The organism is Trebonia sp. (genome assembly GCF_049794275.1).
Lineage (GTDB): Bacteria > Actinomycetota > Actinomycetes > Streptosporangiales > Streptosporangiaceae > Trebonia.
Map to the genome: position 1 here is coordinate 1 of NZ_JBARCR010001111.1, position 6,329 is coordinate 6,329.

The window sequence follows — 6,329 nt, forward strand, 5'->3', positions numbered from 1 at the left end:
CTCCCACCGGCCGGCCGCCGCGTGCAGCGTCATGGCGCGGACCGCGGCTGCCGCCCAGTCCGGCGCGGCGAGCTGGACGTACCGGGGGGCCGTGGCTAGCCAGCCGGGGGCGTGCGCCGGGACGCGCAGCCGGCCGAGCGCGGCGGCGGCGATCTCAAGGCCCGCGTCGATCTCGGCGAGGCCGTCGGCGGACGCGCCGGTCTTCAGCAGGCAGCGCCCCAGGTGGAAGCGCGCCCTGGCCAGCCCGATGCCGAGTTCCGCCTGGTCCGCCGCGGGCGCCCCGTCGTACATCCGCACGACTTCACGAAGCAGGCTGATCGCGTCCCTGGTGTTGCCGGCCTCGTCGGCCGTGAGCGCGATCCTGGCGAGCACGTCGATCCTGGGCACCTCGTAGGCCGCGGGATCGGCGTGCGCAAGCGCGGCGTAATGCCCGGCCGACTCCATCAGCAGGGCGACGACGTGCACCGGGGTGTCGCCGTACCGTGCGTGGTTGCACAGCGCGGCGGCGAGCTCAGGCCGATGCCGCGCGGGATCGGGGCCGGCCGCGTACAGTTCCCTGCTGATCGACAGCGCGGTGCTCGAATGCGTCGCCGCTTTGTCGTGGCTGCCCTCGAGCGCGGCGCGGATCGCCTCGCCGAGGTGAAAGTCATACCGTCGTTCGAGCGTGCCCAGCCGCGATGCCTTCCGCCCTGACGTCCTGCGCGGGCCCATACCAAGATCGTCGCATAACAGTCCGTAGCAGGCAATACACGCAGCGAGACTATTTGCCTGGCGAAATTCGAGAAATATCGGCCTTTTCCGGTCGCGGTTAGTGACCGGACGCGGTGACCTCATCGTCGGCCACGGCGCCGGCCGCCGAGGCCGCCACCGTCAGGAACGCGGCGGCCAGGTCGAAAGTCTCGCCGATGGTCTGGTCGGCGAGCCGGTCCTGATAGTCGCGGTACCGGCTCAGCTCCCACTCCTGCCCGCGCGGCGGCAGGGTTTCCACCTCGGGAACGGGCAGCGGCTTCCAGGTCCACTCGGCGATCGGGGCGTCACCCCGTCCCTCGTCGCTAGGCTTCGGCCTGATGAAGTCGCTGTGGTCGGCGTAGTAGCCCATCCGGTTCCGCACGAACCGCAGGCCGGCGAACGTACCCTCGGTCAGCCGCCGCCGCGGGCCCTGCATCCCGGCCAGTGTCTGCTCGTAAGCCTCCGGGTGGTATCTGACGAGGGTCGCGTCGACGATCGTCACCCACCAGACGGCCTCGCCGATCACCGCGAACGCCTGCGGGTGGTCGCTGGCCCTGACCCTGCCCAGCCGTTCGGTGACGTCGCGCATGGCGATGATCGCCCAGCCGAGCGCGCTCTCCGGGCTCCCCTGGCCGGCAGCGTTCCCCTGTGCCCAGTTCTCGGTGCCCCACCTGGGCTGCCGCCGGTTCTCGCGATTCCAGTTCTCCCTGTTCCACGCCACCCGGCAGCGTGCCGAACAGAACCTGGCGTGCTCGCGCTTCGGCTCGAACGTCGTGCCGCAGCGCGCGCACTGCCTGCTCTCCGCCATTCGGTCATGTTACGCGTATCACAAGTGCCAGACGAGGAAGCGAGATCGAACATCGCGGGAACATCAGGTGGCCGCCGGTCAACGCGCGGCGGCCTCCTGCTGCATCCAGTGCTGCCAGGGGGCGGCCGGATCGAAGCGCCCCCGGTGCACGGCGACCTTGGCGAACCGGGCGTCCCCGACGATCCTGATCAGCGGCCCGTCGGCATCCGCGGGATCTCCGCGGCCGTAGATGGCCCGCTTGGCGAACAGCGCGCCGCCCTCGTCGACGACGCGTGCGCCCTCCGGCACGATCACGATCAGCTTGCCGCAGAAGGCGTCGATCTCCAGCGTGATCTCGCGGCCAGGCAGCACCGCGTCGGTCAGGTTGACGATCAGCGCGCCGAAGCGGGCGGTCAGCCGGGTGTGCCGGCCGGCCACCCAGCGCCCGGAGCGGATCACCTTGCTGAAGCGGGCGGCCACGTGGTTCTGGCCCGCCAGCCTGAGGCCGCCGTCCGCGGTGTCGTCCGCGGGCAGGTCGCGGGTGAGCGGGACGAGCTCGCCGAGGGTCTTCGCGACGTAGACGCTGTCGAGCCGCTCCGCGTACTCGGCGGAGGTCAGCCGGCCGGTGGCAAGCGCGCCGCCGAGCACGGCCGCGGCGCGGTCCCGGTCCGCGTCCGAGGCGCGCAGCTCAAGGTCATCGGTCATGGCAGCATCGTAGCGGTCAGCCGGGCAAAACGCGATACATCTCGTTATTGCGTTACGGAATCCCAGGCAGATTCGCCCGCTAAGCTCCGCGCGCGGGAATACTAGGGATGCCAGGCACGGAGCATGCCGTCCCATGATCCACACTTGATAGTGCTAGGCACCAACAAGGAGGACCGGTGGATAACACCGAAGGAGTGCTGAGACGGGCGCCCCTGTTTGACGCACTCGACGAGGAGGACGCTCGCGCGCTGCGGCGCCAGATGGCGGAAGTGAAGCTGTCGCGCGGCGAGCACCTCTTCATGGAGGGGGACGACGGGGACTCCCTGTACGTGGTGATTGACGGCAAGATGAAGCTGACCCGCGCCGCGGCGGACGGGCGCGAGAACCTGCTGAGCGTGATCGGCCCCGGCGAGATGTTCGGTGAGCTTTCGCTGTTCGACCCGCGGCCGCGGACCTCCTCCGCCAGCGCGGTGACCGACGCGGTGCTCGCGTCGCTCAAGCACGAGGCGCTGATCCCGTGGCTGAGCGAGCGGCCCGACGTGTCGATGCACATGCTCCGCGCGCTGGCCCAGCGGCTGCGCCGGGCCAACGACGTGACCGCCGACCTGGTCTTCACCGACGTGCCAGGCCGCGTCGCCAAGAACCTGCTCGACCTCGCCGACCGCTTCGGCCAGCAGGAGCCCGACGGGCTGCACGTGCATCACGACCTGACCCAGGAGGAGCTGGCCCAGCTCGTCGGCGCGTCGCGGGAGACCGTCAACAAGGCGCTCGCGGACTTCGCCGCCCGCGGCTGGCTGCAGATCTCCGCCCGTTCCGTGCTGATCCTCGACGCCGAGCGCCTTCGCAAGCGCGCCCGCTAGGCGAGGTTCCCAGCCTCTACTGGTGCGCCATCTCGGGCTGACGTTCGTTAGGTGTGCCATTCCGGGTCAATATGCCCCGCGATGACACATCTAGGGGCGTCTCGGGCATCCGCCCAGCGGCCGCAGGCGAAGCCCTCAATGAGAAGTCATGCGGACTCGCGGGCGTTATTCTTCAGCTTGTGCATACAGGCCCCGTGATCATCGGTTTTGACGGCGCGCCCGCCTCCGTGCAGGCCGTGCAGGAGGCTGGCGCCCTTCTCGCGCCGAAGCCCGCGCTCGTTGTGTTCGTCTGGGCAGCCGGACGGAGTTTCGAGGAAGCCACCCTCCCCGAGACGGGGGCGCTTGAGGAGCCGGGAGGCGTCCTGGACCTCGGCAACGCCTTCGAGGTGGAAAGAGCGGCCTCCGATCAAGCCCAGCAGCTTGCGGAACAGGGCGCCGAACTCGCCAGGAAGGCCGGGCTGCAGGCCGATGCCCTGGCAGCGCCCCACGAAACAACGGTGGCGGACGTGCTGGTCAAGCTGGCCCGCGAGCACGACGCGGCAGCCCTGGTCGTCGGCATGCACGAACACCGCCGGCTGACCAGGCTCGGGCCGAGCAAAACCCTCACTGACCTCTTCCACGCGGCCCCTTGCCCCGTGCTGGTCTGCGGCACCCCGAAACCCGACGCCTAGGACCCCGCACCGCAACCGCCTAGGACCCCGCACCGCAACTTGGTATCAGTTTCGGCCCTTTTCGAGGCACTTGAATCGTTTCAGAAGGACCGGAAGTGATACGAAGATGGCTCAGCGGGGTCTCCGCCGGGGCTAGACGCTGTTCAGGTAGTCCAGCTGGGCGCGGACCGACCATTCCGCGGCGCCCCGGACGGCCGGGTCGGTGTCCGCGTACACGATCTCGACGATCTCCGCCGGGGTGCGCGCACCGGCGGCGAGCGCCGCGCGCACCTGGTCAAGCCGCTCGCGACGGTGCGCGATGTAGTAGTCAAGGACACCGGCCGGGTCGTCGAGCAGCGGGCCGTGACCCGGCAGCAGCACGCGCAACGCGGCGGCGTCGGCCAGCGACCGCAGCTCGTCGAGCGTCCGCAGGTAGTCGCCAAGCGACCCGTCGCCCGCGATGACGGTCGTGCCGCGGCCGAGCACCGTGTCCCCGGTCAGCAGGGCGCCGTCGGCCTCGAGCAGCAGGCTCAGCGAGTCGGCCGAGTGCCCGGGGGTGCCCACGACCCGCACCGCGCAGCCGGCGGCGGTGATCACCGAACCGGCGGCAATACCGTCGCTGCCGAGTCGCAGCGCCGGGTCAAGCGCGCCCACCGGCGCGCCGGAAAGCTCCGCGAACCGTGCCGCGCCTGCCGCGTGGTCGGGGTGCCCGTGCGTCAGCACGATCTGCGCGACCCGCCGGTCCCCCGCGGACGCCACGGACAGGACCCGCCGCAGGTGACCCTCGCCGGAGGGACCAGGGTCGACCACCAGCACGGCCGTCGAGCCCGGTTCGGCGATCACCCAGGTGTTCGTGCCGTCCAGGGTCATCGGCGACGGGTTGGGCGCGAGCACGCACCGCGCGCGTGCCGTCCCTGAACCGTCGATGCCAGTCGGAGCATCAGTCACAGCGGGTATGCCACCTCGTCAGGGATCAGCAGCCAGGCCTCGCCGTCCTCGACCACCATGCGCGGCTGGACCGGCGCCACAGTCCGCCGCCGGCCGAGGATGTCGCCGAGGTCACCGCACTTGGTGAACTCGTTCAGCGTCGCCGCCGTGGGCGGCAGCAGCGAGATCGTGCCGTCCCGCGCGGCGGAGATGGCGTCCGCGGGGCGCAGCCACGCCGTCTTATCGGCCTCCGCGAGGTGACCGGTCGCCTCCTGGCCGGCCGGCAGCGCCGCCGCGAAGAACCACGTGTCGAACCGCCGCGGCTCGGCCTCTGGCGTGATCCAGCGCGTCCACGGGACCAGCAGGTCGGCGCGAACCGTCAGGCCACGACGGTCCAGCAGGCCGGAAAGAGTCAGCGTGCCGGCGGTCATGGCCATCCGGTCCGCTTCCCAGGACGGGTCGGCCAGCCCGGCAGCCAGCCTGTCCGGCGTGCCCGCCAGCAGCACCCCCGACTCTTCGAACGTCTCGCGCACCGCCGCGCAGACCAGGGCGCGGGCCAGCTCAGCGGAACAGCCGAGCCATGTACCGAAGTCCGCGGGCGACGGCCCGTGCCACCCGATCTCAGCAGAAAAATCAGCCTCGTCCACCGACCCGCCGGGGAAGACGTACGCGCCGGGCGCGAACTTCATCGCCGCCGTCCGGCGGAGCATCAGCACCTCGACACCGTCCGGCGGGCAAGGACGCAGCAGCATCACGGTCGCCGCGTTCCTTGGCGCCGCCGGGACGGTCCGCCCCGCGACCATGTCGGCGACCCGCTGCGCCAGCCGGTCGCCCAATCCCGACGCCGAGTTCAGCTGTATCCTCACGCCGCCACTTCGGCGATCAGCTCAACCTCGACGGGGGTGTCGAGCGGCAGCACCGCCATCCCGACCGCGCTCCGCGCGTGCCTGCCGGCCTCGCCGAGCACCTCGATCAGGAACTCGCTGGCGCCGTTGGCGACCTGCGCCTGGCCGGTGAACGACGGATCGCTCGCGACGAAGCAGGTGACCTTGACGAGCCGCGCGATGGCGTCGAGGCCGCCGGCCGCACCGGCCGCCGCCGCGAGCCCGTTCAGCGCGCAGATCCGCGCCAGCGCGGCGGCCTCCTCCACGCTGACCGACGCCCCCACCTTCCCGGTGGCCTGCAGCTTGCCGTCCACCAGCGGGAGCTGACCGGAGACGTAGACGTAGGAGCCGGTGCGCACCGCCGGTACGTACGCGGCCACCGGCGCCGCCACTGGCGGCAGCGTCAGCCCGAGCGCGGCCAGCCGTTCCGATGCCCGCTCCGCCGGGGCGGTCACGCCTTCGACCGCTTCATGTAGGCGATGAGCTGCTCGGCGCTCGGGCCAGGCACCACGGTGACGAGCTCCCAGCCCTCGTCGCCCCAGTTGTCCAGGATCTGCTTGGTCGCGTGCACCAGCAGCGGCACGGTGACGTACTCCCACTTGGTCATGGCGTCACATTAGCGCTTGGCGGTATTCACCTTTTTGCTAGGCAGGCTTTCGCCCTCGCCGACACCCTCCCCGGCGGGGAGCCCCGGCGTGCCGTCGGCAGCGGCAGCCTCCACCTCCGGCACCTCGGGCACCTCAGGCACCTCCGGCACCTCGGGCACGGCCGCCGCGCCGAGCTCCGG

At 71.2% G+C, this 6,329-nt stretch carries 9 protein-coding genes; 2 read left to right on the top strand and 7 right to left on the bottom strand.

Going from position 1 to position 6,329, the window contains the following annotated elements; translation table 11 throughout:
• The 3 genes from WA805_RS27610 to WA805_RS27620 all read right to left on the bottom strand — a co-directional run.
• A partial coding sequence (locus tag WA805_RS27610; RefSeq protein ID WP_425243796.1) for a hypothetical protein occupies positions 1-711 on the bottom strand: 711 nt, incomplete at its 3' end.
• Positions 712-808: 97 nt separating this feature from the next.
• A complete protein-coding gene (locus tag WA805_RS27615) occupies positions 809-1,537 on the bottom strand; it encodes a hypothetical protein (protein WP_422290680.1) in 729 nt (242 codons plus the stop codon).
• A gap of 78 nt (positions 1,538-1,615) precedes the next feature.
• Positions 1,616-2,221, bottom strand: a complete 606-nt coding sequence (locus tag WA805_RS27620) for a DUF1707 SHOCT-like domain-containing protein (protein ID WP_422290679.1) — start codon at positions 2,219-2,221, stop codon at positions 1,616-1,618.
• 176 nt (positions 2,222-2,397) lie between these two features.
• Here WA805_RS27620 and WA805_RS27625 point away from each other — a divergent pair, with 176 nt between their 5' ends.
• Together WA805_RS27625 and WA805_RS27630 are read left to right on the top strand one after the other, a co-directional pair.
• Complete coding sequence (locus WA805_RS27625) at positions 2,398-3,081, top strand: Crp/Fnr family transcriptional regulator (RefSeq protein ID WP_422290677.1); 684 nt, start codon at positions 2,398-2,400, stop codon at positions 3,079-3,081.
• 179 nt (positions 3,082-3,260) lie between these two features.
• Complete coding sequence (locus WA805_RS27630; protein WP_422338323.1) at positions 3,261-3,752, top strand: universal stress protein; 492 nt, start codon at positions 3,261-3,263, stop codon at positions 3,750-3,752.
• Positions 3,753-3,884: 132 nt separating this feature from the next.
• Here WA805_RS27630 and WA805_RS27635 read toward each other — a convergent pair whose 3' ends face one another.
• From WA805_RS27635 to WA805_RS27650, 4 genes are read right to left on the bottom strand one after another with little or no spacing between them, the layout of a single operon-like run.
• The gene (locus WA805_RS27635) at positions 3,885-4,679 is read right to left on the bottom strand and encodes an MBL fold metallo-hydrolase (protein ID WP_422326141.1); all 795 of its coding nucleotides are present in this window, start codon (positions 4,677-4,679) and stop codon (positions 3,885-3,887) included.
• Positions 4,676-5,524: an NUDIX hydrolase gene (locus tag WA805_RS27640; RefSeq protein WP_422290672.1), complete on the bottom strand. Its 849-nt coding sequence runs from the start codon at positions 5,522-5,524 to the stop codon at positions 4,676-4,678. The genes WA805_RS27635 and WA805_RS27640 overlap by 4 nt, the downstream gene beginning before the upstream one ends.
• Complete coding sequence (locus tag WA805_RS27645; protein WP_422278255.1) at positions 5,521-5,997, bottom strand: RidA family protein; 477 nt, start codon at positions 5,995-5,997, stop codon at positions 5,521-5,523. The genes WA805_RS27640 and WA805_RS27645 overlap by 4 nt, the downstream gene beginning before the upstream one ends.
• Positions 5,994-6,149 carry a hypothetical protein gene (locus WA805_RS27650; protein ID WP_422278253.1) on the bottom strand — a complete coding sequence of 52 codons (156 nt, stop codon included), beginning with the start codon at positions 6,147-6,149 and terminating at the stop codon, positions 5,994-5,996. The genes WA805_RS27645 and WA805_RS27650 overlap by 4 nt, the downstream gene beginning before the upstream one ends.
• Positions 6,150-6,329 lie beyond the last annotated feature (180 nt).